The 953-nt window shown below is 67.5% G+C and carries 1 protein-coding gene; it reads right to left on the bottom strand.

All coding sequences use genetic code 11. The features are described from left to right. On the bottom strand, positions 1-953 hold a 953-nt coding region (locus I71_RS07555), incomplete at both ends, for an AAA family ATPase (protein ID WP_042693416.1).

A 953-nucleotide genomic window follows, 5' to 3' on the forward strand; every position in this document is an offset into this window, starting at 1 on the left:
TTGACGATGCCGCCCATATGCCGGCGGTCGAGCCGGTGGAACAGCAGGATCTCGTCCAGGCGATTCAGGAACTCAGGCCGGAAATGGGCGCGGACGGCTTCCATCACCTCGTCGCGTACGGCGGCGCTGTCCTCGCCCTCCGCCTGCTCGGCCAGCGCCTGCGAGCCGAGGTTGGAGGTCATGATGATGACGACGTTGCGGAAATCGACCGTACGGCCCTGCCCGTCGGTCAGACGGCCGTCGTCCAGCACCTGCAGCAGCACGTTGAAGACGTCGGGATGGGCCTTCTCCACCTCGTCGAACAGCACGACCTGATAGGGCCGGCGACGCACCGCCTCGGTCAGCGCCCCACCCTCCTCATAACCGACATAGCCCGGAGGCGCGCCGATCATCCGGGCGACGGAGTGCTTCTCCATGTACTCCGACATGTCGAGCCGGACCATGGCGGTCTCGTCGTCGAACAGGAACTCGGCCAGCGCCTTGGTCAGCTCGGTCTTGCCGACGCCGGTCGGGCCGAGGAACAAGAAGGAGCCGATGGGACGGTTCGGATCCTGCAAGCCGGCCCGCGCCCGGCGCACGGCGTTGGACACTGCAACGATGGCCTCGTCCTGGCCGATCACCCGGCCGCGCAGCTTCTCCTCCATCGCCAGCAGCTTCTCGCGCTCGCCGGCCAGCATCTTGTCGACCGGCACGCCGGTCCACCGGCTGACCACCGCGGCGATGTCGCTGTCGCGGACCTCCTCGTTCAGCATGCGGCTGCTGGCATGCTCCTCGGCCTCCTTCAGCGCCTTCTCCAGCCCGGGAATGACGCCATAGGCCAGTTCGCCCGCGCGGCCCCAGTTGCCGTCGCGCTGCGAGGTCTCCAGTTCGGTGCGGGCCTTTTCCAGATCCTCCTTGATCTTCTGCGCGCCCTGCAGCTGGTCCTTCTCGGCCTGCCACTTGGCGGTCAGTTC

Source organism: Azospirillum sp. B506 (assembly GCF_000333595.1).
GTDB lineage: Bacteria > Pseudomonadota > Alphaproteobacteria > Azospirillales > Azospirillaceae > Azospirillum.